The 24,836-nt window shown below is 68.6% G+C and carries 23 protein-coding genes; 11 read left to right on the top strand and 12 right to left on the bottom strand.

What is annotated here, in order from left to right; all coding sequences use genetic code 11:
* The 3 genes from GZ67_RS0117440 to GZ67_RS0117430 form a co-directional block, all read right to left on the bottom strand.
* Positions 1-921, bottom strand: a 921-nt coding sequence (locus tag GZ67_RS0117440; RefSeq protein ID WP_036330465.1) for a DUF4350 domain-containing protein, incomplete at its 3' end; no start/stop codon positions are given.
* On the bottom strand, positions 918-1,559 hold the full coding sequence (locus GZ67_RS0117435; protein ID WP_036303404.1) for a DUF4129 domain-containing protein: 642 nt from the start codon (positions 1,557-1,559) through the stop codon (positions 918-920). The genes GZ67_RS0117440 and GZ67_RS0117435, both read right to left, overlap by 4 nt.
* Positions 1,556-2,959, bottom strand: a complete 1,404-nt coding sequence (locus GZ67_RS0117430) for a hypothetical protein (protein ID WP_231481860.1) — start codon at positions 2,957-2,959, stop codon at positions 1,556-1,558. Before GZ67_RS0117430 ends, GZ67_RS0117435 begins: the two co-directional genes overlap by 4 nt.
* A gap of 79 nt (positions 2,960-3,038) precedes the next feature.
* Between GZ67_RS0117430 and mtrA the strand changes: the two genes are divergently transcribed.
* The 5 genes from mtrA to hpf all read left to right on the top strand — a co-directional run bounded on the left by mtrA (position 3,039) and on the right by hpf (position 8,652).
* Positions 3,039-3,719, top strand: coding sequence for an MtrAB system response regulator MtrA (mtrA, locus tag GZ67_RS0117425; RefSeq protein WP_029261966.1), 681 nt, complete (start codon positions 3,039-3,041; stop codon positions 3,717-3,719).
* 7 nt (positions 3,720-3,726) lie between these two features.
* Entirely contained in the window at positions 3,727-5,409 is a 1,683-nt protein-coding gene (mtrB, locus tag GZ67_RS0117420) for an MtrAB system histidine kinase MtrB (protein ID WP_029261965.1), read from the top strand.
* On the top strand, positions 5,406-7,124 hold the full coding sequence (locus GZ67_RS0117415; protein ID WP_029261964.1) for a GerMN domain-containing protein: 1,719 nt from the start codon (positions 5,406-5,408) through the stop codon (positions 7,122-7,124). The genes mtrB and GZ67_RS0117415 overlap by 4 nt, the downstream gene beginning before the upstream one ends.
* A gap of 256 nt (positions 7,125-7,380) precedes the next feature.
* Positions 7,381-7,860, top strand: a complete 480-nt coding sequence (locus GZ67_RS0117410; RefSeq protein WP_231481859.1) for a ComF family protein — start codon at positions 7,381-7,383, stop codon at positions 7,858-7,860.
* A 135-nt stretch (positions 7,861-7,995) separates the two neighbouring features.
* Entirely contained in the window at positions 7,996-8,652 is a 657-nt protein-coding gene (hpf, locus tag GZ67_RS0117405; RefSeq protein WP_029261962.1) for a ribosome hibernation-promoting factor, HPF/YfiA family, read from the top strand.
* Between the two features lie 72 nt (positions 8,653-8,724).
* Here hpf and GZ67_RS0117400 read toward each other — a convergent pair whose 3' ends face one another.
* The 4 genes from GZ67_RS0117400 to GZ67_RS0117385 all read right to left on the bottom strand — a co-directional run bounded on the left by GZ67_RS0117400 (position 8,725) and on the right by GZ67_RS0117385 (position 14,303).
* Positions 8,725-10,047, bottom strand: coding sequence for a hypothetical protein (locus GZ67_RS0117400; RefSeq protein WP_029261961.1), 1,323 nt, complete (start codon positions 10,045-10,047; stop codon positions 8,725-8,727).
* 76 nt (positions 10,048-10,123) lie between these two features.
* Positions 10,124-12,964, bottom strand: a complete 2,841-nt coding sequence (locus GZ67_RS0117395; protein ID WP_029261960.1) for an ABC transporter permease — start codon at positions 12,962-12,964, stop codon at positions 10,124-10,126.
* Positions 12,961-13,686, bottom strand: a complete 726-nt coding sequence (locus tag GZ67_RS0117390) for an ABC transporter ATP-binding protein (RefSeq protein ID WP_029261959.1) — start codon at positions 13,684-13,686, stop codon at positions 12,961-12,963. Before GZ67_RS0117390 ends, GZ67_RS0117395 begins: the two co-directional genes overlap by 4 nt.
* Positions 13,683-14,303, bottom strand: coding sequence for a PadR family transcriptional regulator (locus GZ67_RS0117385; RefSeq protein WP_029261958.1), 621 nt, complete (start codon positions 14,301-14,303; stop codon positions 13,683-13,685). The genes GZ67_RS0117390 and GZ67_RS0117385 overlap by 4 nt, the downstream gene beginning before the upstream one ends.
* Before the next feature lie 188 nt (positions 14,304-14,491).
* On the opposite strand from GZ67_RS0117385, the gene secA reads away from it, so the two are divergent.
* Positions 14,492-17,293, top strand: coding sequence for a preprotein translocase subunit SecA (gene secA / locus GZ67_RS0117380; protein ID WP_029261957.1), 2,802 nt, complete (start codon positions 14,492-14,494; stop codon positions 17,291-17,293).
* A 70-nt stretch (positions 17,294-17,363) separates the two neighbouring features.
* Positions 17,364-18,590: a pyridoxal phosphate-dependent aminotransferase gene (locus GZ67_RS0117375; RefSeq protein ID WP_029261956.1), complete on the top strand. Its 1,227-nt coding sequence runs from the start codon at positions 17,364-17,366 to the stop codon at positions 18,588-18,590.
* Here the strand turns inward: GZ67_RS0117375 and GZ67_RS0117370 are convergent.
* Together GZ67_RS0117370 and GZ67_RS0117365 are read right to left on the bottom strand one after the other, a co-directional pair.
* Positions 18,514-19,761: an AAA family ATPase gene (locus tag GZ67_RS0117370; protein WP_036303402.1), complete on the bottom strand. Its 1,248-nt coding sequence runs from the start codon at positions 19,759-19,761 to the stop codon at positions 18,514-18,516. The two genes, GZ67_RS0117375 and GZ67_RS0117370, sit on opposite strands and share 77 nt — an antisense overlap.
* Positions 19,758-20,378, bottom strand: coding sequence for an SAF domain-containing protein (locus GZ67_RS0117365; RefSeq protein ID WP_029261954.1), 621 nt, complete (start codon positions 20,376-20,378; stop codon positions 19,758-19,760). The genes GZ67_RS0117370 and GZ67_RS0117365 overlap by 4 nt, the downstream gene beginning before the upstream one ends.
* 97 nt (positions 20,379-20,475) lie before the next feature.
* On the opposite strand from GZ67_RS0117365, the gene GZ67_RS0117360 reads away from it, so the two are divergent.
* On the top strand, positions 20,476-20,754 hold the full coding sequence (locus tag GZ67_RS0117360; RefSeq protein ID WP_029261953.1) for a helix-turn-helix domain-containing protein: 279 nt from the start codon (positions 20,476-20,478) through the stop codon (positions 20,752-20,754).
* Here GZ67_RS0117360 and GZ67_RS0117355 read toward each other — a convergent pair.
* Positions 20,742-21,365, bottom strand: a complete 624-nt coding sequence (locus tag GZ67_RS0117355; RefSeq protein ID WP_029261952.1) for a hypothetical protein — start codon at positions 21,363-21,365, stop codon at positions 20,742-20,744. The two genes, GZ67_RS0117360 and GZ67_RS0117355, sit on opposite strands and share 13 nt — an antisense overlap.
* A gap of 130 nt (positions 21,366-21,495) precedes the next feature.
* Here GZ67_RS0117355 and GZ67_RS0117350 point away from each other — a divergent pair, with 130 nt between their 5' ends.
* Positions 21,496-21,882: an Rv3235 family protein gene (locus tag GZ67_RS0117350; protein WP_029261951.1), complete on the top strand. Its 387-nt coding sequence runs from the start codon at positions 21,496-21,498 to the stop codon at positions 21,880-21,882.
* 24 nt (positions 21,883-21,906) lie between these two features.
* Complete coding sequence (locus GZ67_RS0117345; RefSeq protein WP_029261950.1) at positions 21,907-23,391, top strand: sensor histidine kinase; 1,485 nt, start codon at positions 21,907-21,909, stop codon at positions 23,389-23,391.
* Between the two features lie 64 nt (positions 23,392-23,455).
* Here GZ67_RS0117345 and GZ67_RS0117340 read toward each other — a convergent pair whose 3' ends face one another.
* A complete protein-coding gene (locus GZ67_RS0117340) occupies positions 23,456-23,704 on the bottom strand; it encodes a WhiB family transcriptional regulator (protein ID WP_017203224.1) in 249 nt (82 codons plus the stop codon).
* Positions 23,705-23,934: 230 nt separating this feature from the next.
* On the opposite strand from GZ67_RS0117340, the gene GZ67_RS0117335 reads away from it, so the two are divergent.
* Complete coding sequence (locus GZ67_RS0117335) at positions 23,935-24,321, top strand: hypothetical protein (RefSeq protein WP_036303399.1); 387 nt, start codon at positions 23,935-23,937, stop codon at positions 24,319-24,321.
* 38 nt (positions 24,322-24,359) lie between these two features.
* On the opposite strand, the gene bcp is transcribed toward GZ67_RS0117335, so the two are convergent.
* Complete coding sequence (gene bcp, locus GZ67_RS0117330) at positions 24,360-24,833, bottom strand: thioredoxin-dependent thiol peroxidase (RefSeq protein WP_029261948.1); 474 nt, start codon at positions 24,831-24,833, stop codon at positions 24,360-24,362.
* Between the last annotated feature and the right edge of the window lie 3 nt (positions 24,834-24,836).

The following is a 24,836-nucleotide window of genomic DNA, read 5'->3' as shown; positions in this document are numbered from 1 at the left end:
GGCGGCTCTGGCCGTGAGACGTGCACGACCGTGCATCGTCTCGGACGCGCGCACCGTCACCGGCAAGGTCTCGGCGACCAGGGGCCCGAAACGCTGACCGCGCCAGATCGACGCGGCGACCCCGGCGAGCAGCAGCAGGAGGATCGCCGGAGTGACCCAGGGCGGTGTGAGGCTCCCCAGCGTGTCGACCGACTTGCCCTCGATGTCAGAGTCACTGAAGCTCGGGGCATACCAGACGACCCGCTCGGTCTGCCCGAGCAGCGCGAGCGCCAGGGCGGCGTTGCCGTTCTCCGCCAGGTACGCGTTGCTGAAGAGCCTGGTGCCCTCGACGACGGCGACGCGGTCACCGCCGCGGTCGTCGATGAGCACGGCGGCGCCGTCGGCATCGCCGAAGCACCCCTCGACCTCGGCGGCGGGCGCGAAGAGTCGATCGGCCCGGATCGTGCCGACCTCGGCGAACTCCGGGACATCGCATCCTGCCGTCACGGCCGCGCGTGTGCCCGGGGCGTTCTCGCCGATGCGCAGTGCGCTCATCAGGTGCGAGCTCGTCGAGAGGAAGACGACGCGATCCGCCGGTTCCATCAGCGTCTCCAGGGCGCCATCGGTCAGCGTGTACGGGTTCGCCATCACCAGCGTGGTTCCCCCGTCGACGGCGGCACGTGCCTCCGCCCGTGATCGGTGGATGTCGACCTCGACCCCCTGGTCACGCAGGATCTCCGCGAGGGCGAGGGCGCCGGAGTCATCACGCCCTTCGGGATCGAGAGCTCCGTGTTCGCCCGGCGGTGCAGCACTGACTCGGATGGCGACGAAGACGACGAGCACGACGAGGACGACGAGGATCAGCCAGCCGACGATGGACTTCGACCTGCGCGGTCGGCGTTCGGCCGTCGCCGCAACACCGCTCTGCTCGGTTGTGGTCATGCGGGCACCGCTTCGAGCCGACGGGTGCGGAGACGCTCGTCGGTTGCCGCGAGGTCCTGATAGATCTCTTCCGTCGCCGGGCGGCCGAGGTAGCGGACGTCGTCGAACGCCACGGCCGCGCGGCGCAGGGCCGGGGCCTCGTCAGCGAAGACGGCGGCGGCGTCGCGGGCTATCGACTGCGCGGTGGCACCGGGAGCAGGGTCGATCAGATCGCGTTCCAGCAGGCTGCGCGCGATCGCGCGGTAGCGGAGGATCGTCGCCGTGTTCCAGTCGCCGGCACGGGCACTGCGCTCGGAATCGGACCGGAGCTGCGCTGCCGTGCGGTCATCGGACTCGCCGAGGAGATCGCCCCGTGCACGTCGCACGGCACGGGAGCTGCGCGGCCGACCCCAGATGACGAGGGCCGCGATGAGAGCCGCCACGATGACGACCGTCACGATGATGAGGGCGGACGGGCCGATGTTCGCCCCGTTGTCCGAGCTGAACAGATCGGCGAGGAAGCGGCCGATGTCCCGCGCGACCAGATCGAACCACGTGGGCTTCGCATCCGCGTACCGCGGGTTGGCGAGCTCGTCTTCCGCCCACCGGCGTGCCTCATCCCCGTCGGGGATGAACAGGTCGTCGAACCGGGAGATCATGCCGTGTCGTCGCTGCCGGGAGCAGCCCAGCCTCCGTCAGCGGGGCCGGGCGCCGGGCGAGGCGTGACGTGCGTCGCAGGGGGCGGCGGCGGAGGGAATGCCCCGGGTGCATCCGCGACCGGCGCGGGTGCGGTCGTCGTCACGCCGTTCTGCTGCGGCGCGTGCGGCTGCTGCCCGTACGACTGTCCGGGGTACGGCTGCGGCTGCGGTGCGTATGCCTGCGGTTGCTGCGGATACGACTGTCCCGGGTATGGCTGCGGGTAGGCGCCCTGCGCCATCAGCTCGTGGTCCGGCACCTGCCGGGGCGGAGGCGCCGAGCTGACGGCTCGCGCGGGATCGACGATGAACGGGTCGCCCAGCTCCTCGTCCGCCCTCCCGAGATCACGGTGCTCGACATAAGCGATGAGCGTCTGGTCCAGCCCCTCGTACCGCATCCGGCAGTCGAGGTAGACGAGCGCCGAACCGGTGCTCTGCACGACGAGGGTGATCGCCTGGATGACGAGGAGCAGGATCTGGGGTGCGAGGAAGGCGAGGACGAAACCGACGATGGCGCTCGGATCTTCGGCGCCCGTCGGCGCGATGACCGACCCGAGAAGGCTGCTCAGCAGCGTGGCCGGGATGCTCACCACCTGCGCCGCGACGCCCATGATGGCGCTGATGAGGAAGGTGACCCCGAAGGCGACCCAGAAACGGCCCCGGGTGAGTCGCCAGGAGCGCACGAAGGCGTCGCGGAACCGTGCGCGCTCGAGGACGAGGATCGACGGCACCAGCAGCAGCTTCGTCGTCAGCCAGACGGACAGCGGAATCGCGGCGAGTCCGAGGAGGACCACGACGAGGACGACGACCCCGATGAGCTCGACGCTTCCCCCCGCACCACCGGCCACGAACGCGGCGATGATGGTCACGACGATCGCGAGGACACCGAACAGTGCGATCACCGAAAGCGACGCGAAACCGGCGAGACGCCAGAAAGCCGGCGCCATCCGGCGCCAGAGCATCCGCAGCGTCGCTTTGACCCCGACGGCGGCGTAGCCGATCTCGGCGGCGACCACGCCCTGCATCATGGCCGTGAAGGCGATCGAGGCCAGTCCGACGCCGAGGCCGGCGATGAGGTTGATGCCGATGGTCCCGGCCAGCACGGCCTCGAAGTCGGGCGAGGAGGGGGAGACGGTCTCCAGGCGGGAGAAGGTCGTGAACAGGACGACCCCCATCACGGACGCCGTGACGACGGTCGCGACGAGCTGGATCACGACGGCGAAGCCGAACAGCACCTTCGGGTTGTGTCGCAGCGCCGCGAAGGCCCTGCCCAGCAGCATCCCGAACGTCAGCGGATGAAGGGGGATGATCCCCTTCTTCGGCGCGGGCGTCCACATCTGGCCACTCAAAGGCACTCCCTCCATGGTGGCTCCATCGTGTCACACCGCACACGTGGTGCGCAGACCTGGGGTCGGCGGGACTCGGTGCCATAAGGTAACAGTTATGACCTCACGCATTCTCGTGGTCGACGATGACACAGCGCTCGCCGAGATGATCGGCATCGTGCTGCGCACCGAGGGATTCGAGCCGGTGTTCTGCGCAGACGGCGCGCGAGCCGTCGACGAGTGGCGCTCGCAGCGGCCCGATCTCGTGCTGCTCGACCTCATGCTGCCCGGGATGGACGGGATCGAGATCTGCACCCGCATACGCGCGGAATCAGGCGTGCCGATCATCATGCTCACGGCGCGCAGCGACACCGCGGACGTCGTCCGCGGACTCGAGGTGGGCGCCGACGACTACATGGTCAAGCCCTTCAACCCGAAGGAGCTCGTCGCCCGGATCCGCACCCGACTGCGTCCGACGCCGCAGACCACCAGCGAGCAACTGCGGGTGGGGGACCTCACCGTCGATGTCGACGCCCATGAGGTGCGTCGTGGCACGGCGCCGATCGCGCTCACACCGCTGGAGTTCCAGCTGCTGGTCGCACTCGCCTCCAAGCCGCAGCAGGTGTTCTCCCGCGAGATGCTCCTCGAGCAGGTGTGGGGGTATCACTACAAGGCCGACACCCGTCTGGTGAACGTGCACGTGCAGCGCCTCCGCGCGAAGGTCGAGCTCGACCCGGACAACCCGAAGATCGTGATGACGGTGCGTGGCGTCGGCTACCGTGCCGGGAGCGTCGGCTAGGAGCACGATGGCCGCGACGACAGCGACCACCACGACGGTCGCTGTCCTGCGCGACTGGCGCGGCTGGCCGACGATGCTCGGCACCCTGTGGCGTCGCTCGCTGCGGTTCCGCACTCTGTCCATCACACTGCTCGCGACCTCGCTGGCGATCTTCATCACCTGCGTGACGATGGCTCTCGTGATCCAGAACGACCTCTTCATCTCCCGCAAGACGGTCGCTCTCGAAGACGCGCGCCGCGCGGTCGACCAGGCCCAGCGCATCCTCGACGTGGCGGAGGTGGGAGATGATCCCGCTGCGCTCTCGAGCCTCTGGGCCGGCATCCAGGACACGCTCGCTCGCACATCGAGTACCGATCAGCTCGCGGGCTACAAGATCGACACCGGCGCGGACACCGCGCGGCTGAACGGCTTCGAGGCGGGGTTGAACGAGAGCCTGTTGAGCCCGAACCTCCGCGCCCGGGTGGTCAAGCTCGACGATCGCCAGGCGTGGCAGTCGGTGGCGCTCCCGGTGGCGGACGGCGCGGCGGTCCCCGGCATCGTCGTGGGGCAGCAGCTGCAGGTGCCCGAGGCCGGACCCTTCGAGATCTACTTCGCCTACGACCTCGGCGATGCCGATCAGACCCTCGTGTTCGTGCAGCGCACACTGTGGATCGCCGGGATCGGGCTGGTGGCCATCGTCGCCGCGATCTCGTGGATCGTGCTGCGGGCGGTGGCTTCCCCGATCGTGCAGGCCGCGGAGACGAGCGCACGACTCGCTGCGGGCGAGCTCGGAGTGCGCATCGACGTGCACGGTGAGGACGAACTCGCCGTGCTCGGTCGGTCCTTCAACGCGATGGCCGACAGCATCGAGGCGCAGATCAAGGAGCTCGGCGAGCTGTCGATGGTGCAGCAGCGCTTCGTCTCCGATGTCTCGCACGAGCTCCGCACTCCGCTCACCACGATCCGGCTTGCCGCCGACATGCTCAACGACCAGCGCGAGGAGTTCGATCCCACCACCGCGCGCACCGCTGAACTGCTGCACACGCAGGTGCAGCGGTTCGAGACACTGCTCTCCGACCTGTTGGAGATCAGTCGGTACGATGCGGGCTCGGTGCAGCTCGAGTTGGAGGCGACGAGCCTCGCGCATCTGGCGGAGGACATCATCGATCAGATGCGACCGCTCGCGGAGGGACACGGCACGGAGCTGAGGCTGGTCGCCCCCGGCGGGTATTCGCCGGTCGACATGGACCCGCGGCGTGTGCGGCGAGTGCTGCGCAACCTGATCGGCAACGCCATCGAGCACGGTGAGGGGCGCCCGGTCGTCATCACGATCGACAGCAACCAGCATGCGGTGGCAGCGGGCGTGCGGGACTTCGGGATGGGAATGGAGCCGGACGACGCGGAACGGGTGTTCGACCGATTCTGGCGCGCTGATCCCTCTCGTCAGCGGACGATCGGAGGGACCGGGCTGGGACTGTCCATCGCGCTCGGCGACGCCACGCTGCACGGCGGTACGCTCGCCGTCTGGTCGGAGCTGGGCGTCGGCACGAACTTCGTCCTCACCATCCCTCGTCACGACGGTGTGCTGGACGGCCCGAGCCCCGTCCCGATCGAACCGCAGGAGCCCCTCGCCGAACTCGGGGATGCGACCCAGCCGATCTCCCTGGCCGAGCCTCCTCCCGAGCTCTTCGACGAGAGTGACAGATCATGAATCGGACGAGGTGGACGAGGACGCTGCGCGGCGGCGCGGTGGCCCTCGTGGCGCTCCTGCTCTCGGCCTGTGCCGGGCTTCCGACCAGCGGTGGGGTCTCGGTGGGGCTCGAGCTCGGCGAGTCCACGCAGGATGTCGACTTCCTCCCCGTGGCCTCCGGACCGATCAAGGGCGCCGGTCCCGAGGAGATCGTCGAGGGATTCCTCGAAGCGGGGATCACGACGTCCGACAACTGGGCGACGGCGCGGGAGTTCCTCGCTCCCGACCTGCAGCGCACGTGGCGGCCGGCGGCGGGGGTGTCGATCGACACCGGAACGGACACGCGTACCATCACCTCGACCGTTCCTCCCGCGGACGTCGAGGATGCGGACTCGGCCGACGTCCAGGTCCTGCTCGATCTGGTCGCCAGCGTCGACGATGCCAACACCTATTCGGAAGCGCTCGGAGCCTCCACCATGCCGTTCACGCTGCAGCGCATGGAGGACGGCGAATGGCGCATCACGGAAGCGCTCGACGGGATCGTGATCGATGAGCCGCGGTTCGAGAACGTCTTCGAGGGGTATCCGCTCCAGTACTTCGACCTCAGCTGGTCGCGACTGGTACCCGACATGCGGTGGTTCCCGCGGCGGCAGAGTCCGGCGACGACGGTGACGCAAGCCCTGATCGGCGGTGCTCCCAGCGATTGGCTCGACCCGGCCGTGCAGAACGCCTTCCCTGCCGACGTGCAGCTTGCCCAGGATGCCGTCCTCATCACCGGGCAGGTGGCCGACGTCGCCCTCACCCGTCCGGCGACCGCGCTCGACGAGACCACGCTCTCTCGCATGCGCACGCAGTTGCAGGCCACTCTCCGGGCCGCGGGGGTCGCCGTCACCCGCGTGCAGTTCACCGTGGACGGCCGTAGCGTCGACGCCGGGGTCGTCGACGTCGTGGAGCCGTCGGCGGAGATCGGCACGCTCGTGCTGCAGAACGGCGCGTTCGGTCGCATCGTCGGGGACGAGATCTCCCCGATCGCCGGGATCAGTACCGAGATCGCTGCGATGCCGCAGCCCATCGCATCGATCGATGTGGCACTCGACGACTCCATCGCGGCCGTCCAGCTCGGTGACGGGCGGGTGTACCGGGTGGGCGACGGAAGCCGCAACGAGTTCGATGCGCCACCGGGGCTCATCGAACCGTCCCTGGATCCATACGGTTACACCTGGACCGTTCCTGAAGGAGACCCGGCGGCCCTGCAGGCCTGGGGGAGCGATATCGCCGCGCACGCGATCGGGAATGCGTGGCCGACGGCGTCAGCGATCTCGGACCTGCGCGTCGCCGGAGACGGCAGCCGCGTCGCAGCGGTGGTCACCGTCGGCAAGCAGCGCTGGGTCGTCGTGGCCGCCGTCGTCCGCGACTCGGCGGGACTCCCGGTGGAACTCGGAGATGCCAAGCAGCTGGTGCAGATCGACGAGCCGGCGACCGGTCTGGTGTGGCTGGGGCCGGATCGGCTGGGCGTGCTGGTGGATCCGGTCAGCCCCCGGCTCATCACCCAGACGGTGGGCGGACCCGGCACCTCGGAGGCCGCTCCGGGCGACGCAGTCTCGGCCGCAGGTGCGCGGACCGCTGCCGGCGTTCGCATCCTCGGCGCCGGCGGGCAGCTGTTCGCCCATGCGGGGTCGGCGTGGCGCGAGGTGGCGTCCGACGTCTCGGTGCTCGCCACGCGCGTCGGAGAGTGACTCTTCCTGCACGCCAGGGGAATGGTCGCGGTTCTCGGCGGCAGCGGCTTCTTCGTCTGCATGGTCGAGGGCGCGGCCCCAGAATCGTCGGATGTGGACATCTTCTCGTCTCCTCGGTGTCGGAACGGAGTTGGCGGCGTTCCTGCTGGCGGCGACGTGCGCAGGCTGTGACCAGCCGGGAACGCTGCTGTGTCCGCGGTGCCGGTGCGACCTGACACCGCGCCCGCGATCCTCGCTGACGCCGGGAGGTCTGCCTGTGCACGCCGCGCTCGAGTTCGAAGGGGTCGCGGCACGCTGCATCCGCCGGCTCAAGGGTGAGGGTGAGACGTATCTCGCGCGGCCGCTGGCCACGGCGCTCGCGACGGTGCTCTCCCCATTCGTGACGCCGATGACCTGGATCGTGCCGGTCCCCACCGCGCGAAGAGCGTTCCGCCGCCGTGGCTATCGCGTCCCCGAGCTGCTGATCCGTCGTGCACACGCACAGCCGCAGCCGCTGCTCGCGGTCGTGGCCGCAGCGGCCGACCAGCGTGGCCTGGGTGCGCGTGAGCGCGAGGAGAACGTTCGCGGCACGATGCGTGCACGGGGACGGGGAGGGGGCGCCGAGGTCGTGCTCGTCGACGACGTCGTCACCACCGGTGCCACGCTCGACGAGGCAGCCAGGGCGCTCCGAGCGGCCGGCTTTCGCACTGTGGTGGCGGTCGCGCTCGCCGCCACGCCGCATCGATCGGGATTCTGAGGAACCTCATCGAGAACGCACCGGCGACACAGGGTCGCAACCCCGTGACATCCGTCGATGGTCGGACTACGGTGGGGTGACACAAGGCGACCACGGTCCGCCCTTGGCCGGGAGGACCGGGACAAGGAGGCAGCAATGGAAACAAGCATCGTTGGCGTCGGAGTGGGTATCACCGATCGCTTCCGAACCGTTGTCGAAGAGAAGATCGCCAAGGTCCAGATGTTCGCGTCACGGGCGCAACGGCTGGACGTCAAAGTCACCCACCGCGTGTATCGCAACGGCCGCATCCCGGACGAGACCGTCGAGCTGACGCTGGTGGGCAAGGGACCTGTCGTCCGCGCGGAGGCGACGGACGGCGACAAGTTCGTGGCTCTCGACCTCGCCATCGACAAGATGTCCGAGCAACTTCGTCGTGCGAAGGAGAAGCGTGTCGATGGCCGACAGCACCCGCGCGGCGCCCACTTCGAGAAGGGCAGCGGATCGCTGGAAGGCATCGACGTCCAGCCGGCATCCGCGGATGTTCTTCATGCCGTCGCGACGGGCAACGTGCCGGTGCAGCAGCCGGAGGACGAGACCTACTCGCCCGTCGTCATCCGCACGAAGAGTTTCGACGCCGAGTGGATGACTGTGGAAGAGGCGGTCGATCGGATGGAACTGGTCGGACACGACTTCTTCCTCTTCGTCGATGTCCGCACCGACCACCCGAGCGTCGTGTACCGACGCAAGGGCTGGGACTACGGCGTGATCGCACTGAGCACGCAGGCGCCGCCGTCTGAGGCGCTCGCTTCCTGACGGAGTCGCAGAACGGCCCGGTCCCTCGCGGGACCGGGCCGTTCTGGCGTCTGAGGACGCAGGTGCGGGTCGTCAGTCGAAGATGCCGTCCAGGAGGCTGCCGATCACGAGTCCGCCGAGGATGCCGGATGCGAGGTCGCCGCCACCACCGCGCCGCGGCCCGCCGCCCCAGCCGCGACCGCCGCCCCAGTCCTGATCGCGCGGACGCGAGGAATCGATGTCGCGCTGGGCGAGCTGGAGAGCCTCGGAAGCGAGGTGCGCGACCCGACGGGCCTGCACCAGGGCGGCTTCGCGCGTGTCCTCCGCTGGCAGGAGATCGGAGACATCGACGCGGAGGCGCTCGGCCTCGGCCAGGCGCGTGCGGGCGTCGGCACCGATCCAGCCGCGGTGGCCGGCGATGAGGCCGCGCGCGACGCCGAGCTGACGGTCGGCGTCGTCGATCGCATGCTGCACCTGGGCGAGGCTGGGGAGTGGATTCTCGGCGCGGTGCCGGGCCTTGGCGATCGCCTCGTCCAGCGCGGAGTTGGCGTCGCGCAACTGGGACAGCTCGGCGAACGGGTCATTGGGCTGACCGGCCGGTGTGAGAGCGGCGAGGGCGGCTTGGAGCGCGGCCACCGCTTCGGCGACGGCCGGCACCGACGGGGCGTTGCGTGCCGCGATGAGGTCGCCGCGCGAGTCGGCGACGACTTCGGCGAGGGTGGATTCTGCTCGGAGTGCCTCGATCTCGAAGTCCTCGACCGCATCCAGAAGCGCGGATGCGCGCCGGGTGGCCTCGGTCGCTGTCTCGAGGGCGACATTCGCCTCTTCGTTCTGTTTGGCTGCGCGACGGCGTTCGGAGATGTCGGCGCTGTGGGTGGCGAAGCGGATGAGCTGCTCGGCCTCGGCAGCGCTGGCGGTGATCTGGTGCATCGCGGAATCGGCGTAGCGAGCCGAGAGGCGTGCGACGGCCTCGTTGGTCTGGGGGATGCGGGTGCTGAGCGCGGCGGCATCCGCCCGCACCTGCGCGATGATCTCGGGTGCTCGGCGAACCTTGGCGACGGATTCGGCGAGTACGGAGGTCTTCTCGTCGAGAAGGTCCTGAGCCCAGTCGCAGAGCTGCAGGATGCGCGCATTCCGCGTGCGCAGCTCCTCGGCCGTGTCGGGGATCTCGTCATGGTTCAGCTGGTGGAGCTGGAATGCCTCGCGCAGATGGGTGCGCACCGCGGTGAGAGCCGTGCGCAGGTCGGCGGTCAGCGATTCACCCAGCTCGGCCTCGGCGAAGGAGAGCTCGTCCGACGTCGTGCGAATCCGCTCGTCGGCGCCGACCAGCGCCTGCTCGGCGCGACGTGCGAGATCGGCGTCCTGTGCGGCGAGTTCTTCCTGTTCGCGTTTGCGTCTGCCCCAAATTCCAGCCATAGGTCGATCCTAGTTTCTCGCGTACCGGCGGTGGCTGAGCATCCGCTCCGGGCAGGCGCTGTTCGCTCAGGGCACGTCAGGCGATCGCCGTACGTCGCGTGAGCTCTGCGCGCCGCGGGGGGATGAGCCAGCTGACCGCGGCGATCGCGAGAGGCAGCGCGACCGCAAGCAGGGCGAGCACGCCCCAGGGGATGTCGGGGATCAGAAGAACGCCTCGCGACTGGATCGCGAACCCGATCGGGGGGAGCACCCCGGCCACCGCACCCGCGAGAGTGCCGAACCCGGCGATGATGAGTCCCTGCCAGAGGCCGACCCGGCGACGAAGCCCGTTCGTGCCGCCGATCGCGGAGAGCGTGGCGTCGTCGGGGCGGCGCTCGAACCGCGCCAGGCTCAGGGCCACCCCGCTCGCGCCGAGGACGAGGACACCCACGGCGCTCAGGATCGGCACGATCCACAGCGAGTCGTCGGGCGGGCCGTTCTCGAAGTACGGGGAGAGGATCCAGTCGGCTGTGCCCAGCGCATCGGCGTTCTCCTGCACGCGGTCGCGCACCTCCACCGGCACGGGGGCGTCGAATGCGGCGATCACCAGGGTGGGACGCGTCGCCATGTCGAACTCCGCCGCTGTCTCGGGGGAGATGGCCACGGCGACGGCCTGGTGGGGGAGTTCGAGTGCGATGGCGTCGACCTTCCGCTCCCAGAGCGGCTCGCTGCGTGGCGGTGCGTCTCCCCAAGCGGTCCAGATGTTGTCGGGTGCCTTCCCGTCGTAGACATCCCGGGCGCTCCAGGCGCCGACGTCGATCGTGCCGTCGGTGACGTACTGCGGGTCGGTGACGATCGCGGCGCCGTCTCGGTAGGCGGCGCGCTGTGCGGAACTCACCGTGACGCCGAGGGCCTCGTCGAGCTCGTCCACCGAGACCACCGCGATCGGGTTCGGTCGGTTCTGTCCGTTCGCCGTGAACGAGTTCTCGACCTCCGGGTCGAAAAGATGACGGTCCGGCATCACGGCGATGACCCTCGTCTCGTCCGCGGGGATGTCGAGGGAGTTCGCGTAGCCCCACACCTCGGGCTGGCGGGCGATCACGGCCGTGCCGGACGCCCCCACGCTGTCCGCGAGCGCGATTCCCGCGTCGGTCGCCTCGGAAGCGACGGAGGAGTCGACGGTCGACTCCGCTCCGGTCGGCTGGATCGCGATGGCGAGGGTGCCGACCGGAGCCTGGTAGGCCCAATCCCGCGCGGTCCACGCGTTCTGCATGGAGGTCTGGCTCATGGCGAAGACCGCGACGAAGACGGTCGCGGCGATCGCAGCGAAAGCGGGAACCGTGCGTGAGGAGTTCGCCGCGGCGTCGCGGGCGGCGATGCGAGCGGCGACGCTGACGGGCGAGAGCGCTTTGGCGGTGATCCACAGCAGCCAGCGACCGGAGAGCAGGATGCCGATCTGCACGAGGATCGGCCCGATGACGATGCCGAACGGAGGAATAGCCCGCAGCGGCGAGTCCCACGGCAGATCCGTGACCTCGATGGCGAGGATCGCGAACGCGCTGCCGATCGTGAGCGCGACGCCGAGGATCAGCAGGATCGATCCCCAGATCGGTCGCGACGCACGGGGTCTCTGCGGACGACGCGCGCCGCGCAGCGCACTGAGGGTGTCGGTGCGGGCGACCGTGCGTGCGGGAAGCACTGCGGATGCGGTTCCCACCAGCACCGAGAAGGTCAGGATCCCCGCCAGGATCAGCCACGGCACGTGGAAGCCCCAGAACTGGGTGGCCGATCCGTCGGCGAGGAGTGCCATCGTCACCGCGGCCGCCCCGACGCCGAGGGCGAGACCGAGAATGCCGGAGATGAGGCCCAGGGCCGTGCCCTGGAGCAGGATGACCCGGCGGAGGTCGGCCGGCGCGGCTCCCACGCTCGCGGCGACGGCGAGAGACCGCTGCTGGCGGCGTGCGGCGACCGCGAAGGCGGCGCCCGCCAGCATCACGACGACGTACGCGGCGAAGAGCCCGCCGGCGATGAGCACGATGAGCACCGTCCACAGGGCGCCGTCGTCTGCTCCGGACCACCCGCCCCTCGTCTTGTCCGAGAGGACCGGCGGCTCCTGGATCACCGACCGCGAGTAGGCGACCACACCGTCTTCGTTCAGCTTCTCGACCTCCGGCCAGCTGAGCGACAGGTCGGGGAGATACCAGCGGGCGTCGCCCGAGAGTCCGGCGCTCGCCGGCAGGAAGAGCGCGGAGGTCGCATCGGAGAGGACCGCCGAGTCCAGGGTTCCGACGACGGTGTAGCTGCGGTCGCCGTCGGTGACGACGACCTCGTCACCGATCGCGATCCCGAGCCGCTCGAGTGCAGCCGGCGTCGCCATGATCTCGCGGCCGGACCGCGGGGTCGCCCCGTCGAGAAGCTCGTACCGTCCCTCGAATCGCTCATCCCAGACCTCGCCTCCCCACGCGGGCATCCCGGTCACGCCGTCGGGAGTCTGCACACGCACGGTGGACTCGACGACCCGGATCGCCTCGGTGCCGGACGGCAGCACAGTGGTCGGATCGGCGATCGGCGTCCCCTCGGGGGTATTGCCGGAGTTATCGGGATATCCCGTCCACGTGGGGTCGATGGGGGACTGCCAGAATCCGCTGTCCGGTATACCGCCCACCGAGACCCATGCCTCCATCCGTCCCAGTTCCGCGGTCACGCGTTCCTGCGGGGTGCCGATCATGCTCGCCCCTATGACCGCGTAGGCGGTCATGGCTGCGATCGGGAGCAGGACGAGCGTGCCGATGAGGGCGCTCGACAGCAGGGTGCGGCGCAGCTGCCGGTGCGCAAGCCGGGCGGCGACGCGCCAGCGGGCGCGTCTTCCCGGCCGTCGGACGGACGAGGAGGGACGGTCGGACGTCCTCGTCTCCGGTCGGTCGACGGTCGCGGTCATCGGCCCGTCCCGCTCAGCAGCACCTCGGCGTCGTCGCGCCGGGTCTCGTCGACGATCCTCCCGTCCCGGAGAAACACGATCCGGTCGGCGAATGCCGCATGGCGCGCCTCGTGCGTGACGAGGATGCCCGCCGCACCCGCATCCACTCGTCCGCGGAGCATCCGGAGCACCAGTTCGCCGGTGACGGAATCCAATGCGCCCGTCGGCTCGTCGGCGAGGATGAGTCGGCGTCCGCCGACCACGGCGCGAGCGATCGCGACGCGCTGCTGCTGACCTCCGGAGAGATCGTCCGGATAGGAATCGAGCTTGTCCGCCAGGCCGACGGACTGCAGGGCGTCCTTCCCCGCGCGGCGGGCGACCCGGGTGCGGAAGCCGTCGAGTTCCAGCGGGAGTGTCACGTTCTCGATGGCGGTGAGCGTGGGGATCAGATTGAAGTCCTGGAAGACGAAGCCGAGGGAACGTCGACGCAGGCGGGCGACCTCCGCGGCGCTCTGCTCGCTGAGGAACGCGCCCTCGATGACGACTTCACCGGTGGTGGGTCGAGCGAGACCGCCGGCGATGGCGAGCAGAGTCGACTTGCCGGAGCCGGAGGCACCCATGACGGCGACGAGCTCCCCGCGGCGAACCTCCAGGTCGACACCCGAGAGTGCCGACACCGCCGTCGCGCCGTTCCCGTACTGCTGCGTCACCCCGACCAGTCGCAGGACCGTCTCGGCGCTCACAGTGAGGGAGCCGCATCCGCGAAGGGAGCACCAGCTTTCGCGGGCCGCCCGCGCTTGGGGCGCTCGGTCGCGAGTTCGAGCGCCATCGCCTGTCGCGGGTGCAGGGCGAGGCGCTGTTCCGTGTGGTCGAGCCACCGCACCTCGGCCTCCGCGGCGAAGATCATCGAATCGACGACCAGCGCCCAGGAGAGCTCCTCCGGACCGTCTGCGTCACCGCCGGCGTACTTCGCCCGCTGCAGGGACTGCAGCTGTCGCAGCGACGCCGTGCGCTGCGACTGGATGACCGCTGCGACGTCGACTCCGGGCAGCGTCGCGGCCACGGCGAGCTTGATCGCGAGCTCGTCCCGCGTCGCCTGCGTCCGCACCACGGGGGAGGAGAGCCACTGTGCGACCTCGGCGGAGCCGGCATCCGTGATCTGCCAGTACACATGACCCTGCTCGTCGGCATCCCCGCGCTCGACGAGGCCGTCTCGCTCGAGACGCTCGAGCGTGTTGTAGATCTGTCCGACGTTCAGCGGCCAGGTGGAACCGGTGCGACGGTCGAATTCGTGCCGCAGCTGATAGCCGTAGCAGGGGCCCTGATCGAGGATCGCGAGCAGGCTCTGACGTACCGACATGGTGGGCTCCCTGGTTGTCGAGATGAATGCAATACCGAGTATATGCATACCCGGCAACTATTCGGATCTTCTCGTGGAAGGCTTGTGCAGGCGACGTGCAGGTCACGGGCCGGTAACATGGCAAAGCATGCCTGGCGTCGGGTTCACCGGCGGCCGGCGATTTACCCACTGACAGGGAGATGACATCCGTGGCCAATCCTCTTGAGAAGCTGCTGCGTGCGGGCGAGGGGCGGGTCATCCGCCGCCTGAATCAGGTCGTCAAGGCAGTGGGAGCGCTGGAAGAGGACATCTCCAAGCTCACCGACGACGAACTGCGCAATGAGACCGTCGAGCTGCGCGCACGCTTCGAGAAGGGCGAGACGCTCGACCAGCTCATGCCCGAGGCCTTCGCCGCGGTACGAGAGGCGGCCAAGCGCACGCTCGGCATGCGCGCCTACGACGTGCAGATCATGGGTGGTGCCGCGCTCCACCTCGGCAACATCGCCGAGATGAAGACCGGTGAGGGCAAGACTCTCGTCGCGACCCTGCCCGCGTATCTGAACGCGATCGCCGGCAAGGGCGTGCACGTCATCACGGTCAACGACTTCCTCGCGAGCTACCAGGCCGAGCTGATGGGGCGTGTGTTCCGTGCCCTCGGCATGACCACGGGCATCATCGTCTCCGGCCAGACGCCCGCGGTCCGCCGGGAGCAGTACGCGGCCGACATCACGTACGGCACGAACAACGAGTTCGGCTTCGACTACCTGCGCGACAACATGGCGTGGCGCAAGGAAGACCTCGTCCAGCGTGAGCACTTCTTCGCGATCGTCGACGAGGTCGACTCGATCCTCATCGACGAGGCCCGTACGCCGCTCATCATCTCGGGCCCGTCCTCGGGCGAGGCGAACCGCTGGTTCGCCGAGTTCGCGAAGATCGCCCGCACGCTCGAGGTCGGTGAGGACTACGAGGTCGACGAGAAGAAGCGCACGGTCGGCGTGCTCGAACCCGGTATCGAGAAGGTCGAGGACTACCTCGGCATCGACAACCTCTACGAGTCGGCCAACACCCCGCTGATCTCGTTCCTCAACAACTCGATCAAGGCACTCGCGCTGTTCAAGAAGGACACCGACTACGTCGTGATGAACGACGAGGTCATGATCGTCGACGAGCACACCGGCCGCATCCTGGTCGGACGCCGCTACAACGAGGGCATCCACCAGGCGATCGAGGCCAAGGAGGGCGTACCCGTCAAGGCCGAGAACCAGACTCTCGCCACGGTGACGCTGCAGAACTACTTCCGTCTCTACGACAAACTCGCCGGTATGACGGGTACGGCCGAGACCGAGGCCGCGGAGTTCATGTCGACCTACAAGCTCGGCGTCATCCCGATCCCGACCAACCGGCCGATGATCCGCAAGGACCAGTCCGACCTCGTCTACAAGAACGAGACCGCCAAGTTCGCGCAGGTCGTCGAGGACATCGCCGAGCGTCATGCCGCCGGCCAGCCGGTGCTGGTCGGAACGGTGAGCGTCGAGAAGAGCGAGTACCTCTCGCGCCTGCTCGCGAAGAAGGGCGTCAAGCACGAGGTCCTCAACGCGAAGAACCACGCACGCGAGGCCGAGATCGTCGCCCGCGCCGGACGTCTGGGTGCCGTCACCGTCGCCACGAACATGGCCGGACGAGGCACCGACATCATGCTCGGCGGAAACGCCGAGTTCCTCGCCGTCCAGGAACTCAAGGGCAAGGGGCTCGACCCCGTCGAGACGCCCGAGGAGTACGAGGTCGCGTGGGATGAGACCTACGAGTCGATGAAGAGCATCGTCGCCGAGGAGGCCGAGAAGGTCATCGGGGCCGGCGGGCTCTACGTGCTGGGCACCGAACGACACGAGTCGCGTCGCATCGACAACCAGCTCCGTGGCCGTTCCGGGCGTCAGGGCGACCCCGGTGAGAGCCGCTTCTACCTGAGCCTGACCGACGACCTGATGCGTCTGTTCCAGTCGGGTGCCGCGGAGGCGATCCTCGCCCGCACGAACTTCCCGGACGATGTGCCGATCGAGTCGGGCCTCGTCTCCCGAGCGATCCGCAGCGCCCAGTCCCAGGTCGAGTCGCGCAACGCCGAGATGCGCAAGAACGTCCTCAAGTACGACGACGTCCTGAATCGTCAGCGCGAGGCGATCTACGCCGACCGTCGACACATCCTGCAGGGCGATGACATCGCCGACCGCGTGCAGCACTTCATCGAGGATGCGATCAGCGGCGTGGTCCGCGACCACACCGGTGAGGGGCACAACGAGAGCTGGGACTTCGACGCGCTCTGGACCGAGCTCAAGACGCTCTACCCGGTCGGCGTGACGATCGACGAGGTCGTCTCGGAGGCTGCGGGGCGCAAGGGAGGGATCACGGCGGACGGACTCACCCGCGAGCTGCTCTCCGACGCGAAGATCGCATACGAGGCTCGCGAGGAGGCGCTCGGCGAGGCTGCGACGCGCGAACTGGAACGTCGCGTCGTGCTCCAGGTGCTCGACCGCCGCTGGCGTGACCACCTCTACGAGATGGACTACCTCAAGGACGGCATCGGCCTGCGCGCGATGGCTCAGCGTGATCCGCTCATCGAGTACCAGCGCGAGGGCTACGCGATGTTCCAATCGATGATGGGGCAGATCAAGGAGGAATCCGTCGGGTACCTCTACAACCTCGAGGTCGAGGTGCGTCGGGCCGGAGATTCCCAGACCGCCGAGGTCGAGGCCAAGGGGCTCGCTTCCGACGGGGGAGAGCAGCGCCTCGAGTACTCCGCAGCGAACGATGCAGGCGAAGTCGAGGTCCGCAACGATCGCGGTCAGGTCCAGCAGGCGGCCACCGATCGTGTCCGTCAGGCGGCGGCTCGCGCTCAGGCCCCGCAGACCGAACCGGAAGAGGCGCCGCGAGGCGCCTTCGGACAGCGCACCGATGCGGAGGCTCCGGCCGCCGGCAACCGCGAGCAGCGTCGCGCCCAGGGCAAGAAGAAGAAGTAGCTCCCGCGCAGAGGAGAGGAGGGCCAGTCCGGGTGGATCGGCCCTCCTTTCGTCGCTGTAGGCTTGGTCGATGACACCAACGCGCAACTTCGACCAGTCGTCGAAGCTCAAGAACGTCCTGTACGAGATCCGCGGAAACGCGCTCGTCGAGGCGGCGCGTCTGGAGGCCGAAGGCCACAAGATCCTCAAGCTGAACACCGGGAATCCGGCGATCTTCGGCTTCGATGCTCCTCATCAGATCGTGCATGACATGCTTGCGTCGCTTCCGTCCGCGCATGGCTACAGCGACAGCAAGGGCATCATCTCGGCCCGCCGCGCGGTCGTGAGCCGGTACGAGCAGATCGAAGGCTTTCCCCGTTTCGACCCCGACGACGTCTACCTCGGCAACGGCGTCTCCGAGCTCATCACCATGACGATGCAGGCGCTGCTGGACGAGGGCGACGAGGTGCTCATCCCGGCCCCGGATTACCCCCTCTGGACAGCGATGACCAGCCTCGCCGGCGGCACGCCCGTGCATTATCTGTGCGATGAGGATGACGAGTGGCAGCCCGATCTCGAGGACATCCGCTCGAAGATCACGCCGCGCACCAAAGCTCTCGTCATCATCAACCCGAACAACCCCACCGGCGTCGTGTACTCGCGCCAGATCCTCGAGGGGCTCGTGCAGATCGCTCGTGAACATGAGCTCCTGCTGCTGTCGGATGAGATCTACGACCGGATTCTGTTCGACGGCGCCGTGCACATCCCCACCGCGACCCTCGCTCCCGATCTGCTCTGCCTGACATTCAACGGACTGTCCAAGACCTATCGTGTCGCGGGCTACCGCTCGGGCTGGATGGTCATCACCGGGCCGCAGGGCCACGCCAAGGGATTCATCGAGGGCATCACGCTGCTGGCGTCGACGCGACTGTGCCCGAACGTTCCCGCCCAGCACGCGGTGCAGGCCGCGCTGTCGGGCGTGCAATCCATCGACGCGCTGATCGCCCCGACCGGTCGCCTGCACGAACAGCGTGACATCGCGTGGGAAGGCCTCGAGTCGATCCCGGGGGTCTCGTGCGTCAAGCCGCAGGGAGCACTGTACGCGTTCCCGCGTCTCGATCCGAACGTGCATGAGATCCGAGACGACGCTCGCCTGGTCTACGACCTGCTCGTCGCGGAGCACATCCTCCTGGTGCAGGGGACGGGTTTCAACTGGGCGACCCCGGACCACCTCCGACTCGTCACGCTCCCGGAGCCCCGAGTATTGAGCGAAGCCGTCGAGCGACTCGGGAACTTCCTCGCGAGCTACCGGCAGTAACGGGCTCCGCGTCGACGGGAGACAGCGTCGCCGCGAGCCCTCGAATGCCGGCGACGAGCGTCGAGCGCGGTGTGACATCCGTCATCGGGCGGGCATGCAGCAACGAGGCATCGGCAGCGCGCTGGTCGAACGGGAGGAATGTGACGTCCGTGATTCCCGCGAACCGCTCGAGCGTGCGTCGAACCTGCCCGCGGGCATCGATCCCCAGCGGTCCCGGCCGGACCTGATTGACGACGACCGACACCGGCGTCGGCGCGGTGAGCCGGCGGACTTCCGCGTGATCCCGGAGGAATCGGCTGATCCCCAGCGGATCGGCTGCGGCCACGGCGACGATCAGGTCGGCTTCGCTCAGCGTCGCCGACGTCGCGGCATGGCGTCGAGGGCCGGCGATATCGTAGGTCACCTCGTCGTCTGCATCGAAGGCTCCCGCCACATCGACGACCGTCTCTTCCCGCCACTCCCGACACGCGCCCAAAGCCATTCGGAGACGGGCCATCCCCAGTTCCGGCCACCGGCTCGGGCGGTTTATACCGGCGAGCACCTCGACCGCCTCGCCGCCGCCGGTGGCGACCGTCGTGGCGAGTCGAGTCAGCTCCGTCGCGTCGAGGGTGCCTCGCTCGGCACGACGGCAGGCCGCAGCGATCCCGGGTGCGTCGTCGCTGAGCCCGAGCAGCAGCGCGAGTGACGGAGCGACCGTATCGGCGTCGACCAGGGCGGTGGTGCGGCCGGACCGTGCGAGTTCCACCGCGAGCTCGATGGCGATCCTGGAGCGGCCCGGTGCGCCGTGCGGCCCCCACACGGCGATGACCCGGTGCGGATGGCGTGATCGAGGTGCGCTCACGTGGTCGGCATCGGCGCGCAACGCCGCCGCGACCTCCCAGCCGGCCGCCTCGGGCGGCAACGCGGCAGACAAGCCGAGTCGTCCGAGCAGGCGGCTGTCGGCACCCCCGAGTGGGAGGATGCGGACTCCCGCCCGATCGCAGGTGGAAACCAGCTCGGCCGTGAGTACTGCACGTGCGGCTGCCACGATGATCGCCTCGGCGTCACGAGGGAGTTCGAGATCGGCGGCGGGCAGAGGCAGGATGGCGAGGACAGAGACTCCCTCCATCTCCAGCTCCGCAGCCAGTTCGGTGGCGCGCGGTTCCGGGATCGCCACGACGACAGCCGTCACGAGCCGGCCCCGACCGGGAGGACGGAGAGTGCTGCGCCTCCGGTGATCGCGGCGAGCACATCGGCTGTATCGCTCCTGTCGATCACGAGTTCGAGCCTGGCCGCGGTATCTGCCAGCATGCCGTTCGACTCGATCACGTCGCGGACGACCACGTCCGTGACGAGGATTCGCGGAGTGTCGTACGTGCGCCCGTCGTCGAGCGGTGGGGCGAACCAGACGTCGACCACCGAACCGGCCTGTACCTCGCCGGGGATCCCGGTGTTGCTCTCGACCACGATGGTGGTGCTGCGGTCTCGGTCGGCATCAGCCAGCGCAGTCGTCGGCACGATCTCGCCCTTCGTGAGTGTGCGCGCCGCGACCTGACCGGGCTGCAGATCTTCGGGGCCGAGGTAGTCGTCGCCGGACAGGCCCAGCCCGACCTCGATCACCTGGAAGTCGCCCGCACTCAGCTTCTCGCCCTGCACGATGGTGCGGTCGGCTCGGAGCACCGGCTGCGCCTGGTCGGATCCGGTGACGATGAGCCACACTGCGGTGATGGAGAGCACGACCAGAACGATCCCGACGAGGAAGCGGGTGTCGCCCCAGAACGCACGCCGAGGGCGAGAGAGGGAAGCCATGGCGATATCGTCACAGAAATCCCGGATGTGCTCCGCCGGTTATCCACAGGACCGCGGAGCGCCTGATCCTCCTGATCCCGTCGTGGAGAATGGGGGGATGGCACCCCCGACCCGGCCCGCGTCGCGATTCCTCGCCCCCGCACAGGTGGCCGAACTCCTGAGCATCGGTGTGGACGAGGTGATCGACCTCCTCCATGAAGGAAGGCTCCGCGGAGCGCAGCTCGGATCGCCGCCGCGCTGGCGAGTCGAGGAGTCGAGTCTCGAGGGCTACCTGGCAGAGGAATCGGAGAACGCCCGCCGCATGGCGTTGTGGAGACAGTCGCAGGTCGCGAGCTTTCCGGAGGTCTGGGGCACCTCCTCGGCTCACCGCAGCTGATCTCCCGGGGTGCGCACGGCGACGAGCGTTGAGAACGGGATGATGCGGAAGCCGTGCACAGCTCCGGCGAGACGCGCCTGCCCCGGATCATGCAGCGCCAGATCGAGGTGATCCGCTGCTGCACGGTCGATCGTGCCGTGGGCGTCGTCGCCGACGTGCACGCTGATGTGCACAGGGACCCGTCGTCGAGCGAGATCCCGCAGCACGAACCCGAGTGTCATCCGCTCGCGAAGCGGGTGTACCTCCGTCGCAGAGTCGTCGAGGCTCGCCAGGATCATGCCGTGGTCCGTCGTGATGCCGGCGACGGCGTGCAGAGGGAGGATCAGTGCCGATGCTGCCGTGCCCGTCGTGTGGCGGGAGCCGCCGACATCGCGTGAGGCCACGGCGAGCCAGTCTGCTCCGAGTGCCTGGAGTGTGACAGGCAGCCGTCGTCCGTTCACGAGGTCGATCGTCGCGTCGGTGCCGGCGCTGCACAACGTCCGGAGGCGGCCGCGCAGGTCCAGCTTCGCGATCCGTAGTCGCTCGGACTCGGCGTCGAGCACGGCCCGCTCCGCCTCCCAGTCCGACGCCAGCTGGCCTTCGAGGTCTTCGAACAGACGATCCCAGTGCACCCGACAGAGCGTAGGCGACGGCCGGATCTCACGTACGAGTTATCCACATAGTTGCTCGATGCGCCCGCGCCGGGGGACGACGTGGTGCTGTACTGACGGACTTCCAGACCTCCCCGACCGAGAGTTCGACATGATGCCTCACGAGTACTTCGCCGCCCAGCCCACGCCGACCAGCGAACTCCCCGATCCCGCACCGCTCCTGCGGAGTCTCACCACCGGCGTCCTCGAGGCTCTCGCCGGGATCCGGGAGGTCGATCAGCTCGCTCGCTGGCTCAGTGAGGATGCCTACCGGAGCCTGGTCACCAGAGCCAACCTTTCGGCGAGAGCGCGAAGCGCACGGGGTGTCGCTCCGGCACGACCGGCGTTCGCGATCAGGTCGCTGCGCGTGGCCGAGCCGACCGACGGCGTGATCGAAGCCGTCGTCGTGGTGGCGGGGCCGGGGCGTACGCGCGCGGTCGCCATCCGGCTGGACGGCATCGATCGGCGTTGGCGTGCGACGTCCCTGGCCATCCTCTGACGGATCTGACCGTAGGCTGGTGGGGTGTCAACCCTCAGTGATCTCGCCCATGCCCAGGGTCTCCTGACCGACAGCGACGTCGAGTGGCTGCACCGACTCGCCGGTGACGGGCAGCTCCTCGCCGATCTCGCGTCGGCGGACATCGTCATCTGGATTCAGACGGAGGACGGTACCTTCATCGCGGTCGCTCATGCACGGCCGAGCGGGGCAGCGACGCTGTTCTACCGTGACATCGTCGGTGAGCGGGTGCGACCGCAGTGGCGCACGCAGGTCCAGGGCGCCTTCGAGTCGGCCGAGATCGTGGACTCGTCGTCGCCGGACTGGTTCGAGGAGACCCCGACCAGGGTGCGCGCCGTGCCGATCGTGAGCGAACGACGCGGCGCAGATGCCGGGCCCACCGTGATCGGCGTGGTGACCAGGCACACCAACCTGGGCGAGTTGCGCACTCCCTCTCGCCAGCAGATCACTTTCGACGAGTGCGCGAACGATCTGTTCCGGATGATCGCGGACGGCAGCTTCCCCGACCTCACTGCACCGACGTCACCGCGTCGGGGCGCTCCGCGCGCGTCGGATGGCCTCATCCGGATCGACGTCGACGGGATCAGCACGTTCGCCAGCCCGAACGCACTGTCTGCGTTCAACCGCATGGGGTTCGATGACGAGCTCGAAGGGGAGTCCCTCGCCGAGGTCACCACTCGGCTCGTCCCACCCTCCCGGCAGGTCGATGAATCCCTGCCGGTCGTGGTGACCGGCCGCGCTCCCTGGCGGACCGACATCGAGGCGCGAGGCGTCACGGTGTCGTTGCGCGCGATCCCGTTGAAGGACCATGGGACGCGCATCGGCGCGATCGTGCTCTGTCGCGATGTGTCGGAGCTGCGGCATCAGGAGCAGGAGCTCATCACCAAGGACGCGACGATCCGCGAGATCCACCATCGTGTGAAGAACAACCTCCAGACCGTGGCGTCGCTCCTGCGTATCCAGGCGCGCCGCACCCACTCCGACGAGGCCCGTGATGCCCTCACGCAGGCGATGCGTCGCGTCGATGCGATCGCGGTCGTCCACGACACCCTGGCTCAGGGCCTCACGCAGAAGGTCGATTTCGACGAGGTCTTCCACCGGGTGCTCAAGCTCGTGGCCGAGGTCGCCTCGGCGCCGAACACGCGCGCGCGCACGCAGTCGACAGGGCGGTTCGGGGTGCTTCCGAGCGAGTACGCGACCCCCCTCGCTCTCGCGCTCACCGAAGTCGTCACGAACGCCGTCGAGCACGGTCTCGCCGGCCAGGAGGGCATCGTCACCATCGACGCCGCCAGGACCGAGGAGAATCTCCGCGTCACCGTGCGCGACACCGGTCTCGGTCTCCCCGAGGGTCGGATCGGTCAGGGCCTCGGCACACAGATCATCCGTACCCTCATCCAGGGGGAGCTGGGCGGAACAATCGAGTGGCACGGAAGCGATGGCGAGGGCACAGAGGTGGTCATCGACATCCCTCTGCGCTGGCTCGATCGCTGACCGGCCGCACGCAGGGCAGACGAAAGCGGCCTGAGACCTCGTCTCAGGCCGCTTTCGTGCAGGTTCAGGAGGCGCGGCGTGCGCGTGCGGCGCGACGCTTCAGAGCGCGGCGCTCGTCTTCGGAGAGACCGCCCCACACGCCGGAGTCCTGGCTGGTCTCCAGGGCGTACTGCAGACAGATCTCCGTGACTGTGCAGGTGGCGCAGACGGTCTTCGCCTTCTCGATCTGATCGACGGCCGGGCCGGTGTTCCCCACGGGGAAGAAAAGCTCGGGGTCGACAGTCAGGCAGGCGGCCTTATCGCGCCAGTCCATGGGGGCTCCTCGGTGTGGATTTCAAGAGATGTCGCGATGCGACCTCTCGGATTCGGGCAGCAGTTCGGGTTCGGCTACCCTGGTGATGTGCGGACGGGATGCCCGCGATTTGTGATGCGAGCGTGATTGCTCGCCCCACGCCGCTGTGGGAGCACATGACTTTCTCTATTCTGTTACATGAAAACCCCGAAATCAAGGGTTTTGTTCTCTTTCGATGCTTGGGAGATGCTGTGCGCGCACCTGGAATCGCTCTCGCTGCAGCGGCGGTGCTCGCCGCGGAAGCAGCGGCACTCCTCGTCTTCGCGGTGATCGAACTGGTGGGGCTCGGCGCCGGTGACGCGGCGTCGTTGCCGACCGCTGTGGCCCTGATCGCACTCACCCTCATCGGCGCCGCAGCGTTGGTGGCCTTCGCCATCGGTGTTCGCAGCGGCAAGTCCTGGGCGCGGTCCGGGGGAGTGGTGTTCCAGGTGCTCGCGGTAGCCCTGGCGCTGGCCTCCCTCACGCTGCAGCCGGTGTCGTGGGCCTTCACCTTCGGGGTCGGACTCCCCGGGCTTGTGGGCTTCGTGCTGCTGATCTCGAGTGCGCGCCGCGAGGGCGAGCAACGCGCGGCGGAGTGACCTCCGCGGCGCGCCGAGCGTGAACTCCGCGCCGGGTGTCAGGCGTCGATACCGAGCTGCTTGCGCAGGCGCGCCACGTGACCGGTGGCCTTCACGTTGTACTGCGCGAGGACGATCGTTCCGTCCTCGTCGAAGACGAAGGTGGAGCGGATGACGCCCTCGACGAGCTTGCCGTAGTTCATCTTCTCGCCCCACGCGCCGTAGGCGGTATGGGTCGCGTGGTCGGGGTCGCTCAGCAGCGGGAAGGTGAGTCGATCGCGTTCGCGGAACTTCGTCAGCGTAGCCGGCTCATCGCGCGAGATGCCGACGACCCGGTAGCCCGCACCCTGGAGCGACGAGATGCTGTCGCGGAAGTCGCAGGCCTCTGTGGTGCAGCCGGGCGTCATCGCAGCGGGGTAGAAGTACAGCACCGTCTTCTGGCCGTGCAGATCGGCGAGGCGCACGGTCTTCCCGTCCTGGTCGAGGAGGGAGAAGTCAGGGGCTGCGGTTCCGGGTTCCAGGCGCTGGGTCACGCC

This window comes from Microbacterium sp. Cr-K20 (assembly GCF_000708325.1).
GTDB lineage: Bacteria > Actinomycetota > Actinomycetes > Actinomycetales > Microbacteriaceae > Microbacterium.
The sequence above is the reverse complement of the archived record's forward strand: the minus strand, read 5'-3'. Positions and strand labels throughout refer to the sequence as shown.